This window comes from Pseudomonas viridiflava (genome assembly GCF_900602065.1).
Classification (GTDB): Bacteria; Pseudomonadota; Gammaproteobacteria; order Pseudomonadales; family Pseudomonadaceae; genus Aquipseudomonas.
In genome coordinates this window covers 1-455 of record NZ_UWFN01000290.1, presented here as the reverse complement: position 1 = coordinate 455, position 455 = coordinate 1, and the positions used below count along the sequence as shown (strand labels likewise).

Sequence of the window (455 nt, the reverse complement as noted above, 5' to 3'; positions counted from 1 at the left end):
GATTACTTAACGGCGCACCTGCTTCAGTGTCTCGGCAATCAGGAACGCCAGCTCCAGCGACTGATCGGCATTCATCCGTGGGTCGCAATGGGTGTGGTAACGATCCGACAAGCCATCCTCGGTGATAGGCCGGGCGCCGCCGATGCATTCGGTGACGTTCTGCCCGGTCATCTCGATGTGGATGCCGCCTGCATAGGTGCCTTCGGCCTGATGCACCTGGAAGAACTGTTTGACCTCGCCCAGAATTTGCGCGAAGTCGCGAGTCTTGTAACCGCTGCTGGCCTTGATGGTGTTGCCATGCATCGGGTCCGAACTCCACAGCACCTTGCGGCCTTCACGCTCGACGGCGCGAATCAGCTGCGGCAGATGATCGCCGACCTTGTGCGCACCCATGCGCGCAATCAGGTTCAGGCGCCCCGGATCGTTGTCCGGGTTGAGGATGTCGATCAGACGAA

Annotated in this window: 1 protein-coding gene; it reads right to left on the bottom strand. The window is 60.2% G+C overall.

Annotation, left to right across the window (positions count from 1 at the left end; genetic code table 11):
- Positions 1–6: 6 nt before the first annotated feature.
- Positions 7–455, bottom strand: a 449-nt coding sequence (locus EE949_RS22235; RefSeq protein WP_164666816.1) for a 3-deoxy-7-phosphoheptulonate synthase, incomplete at its 5' end; no start/stop codon positions are given.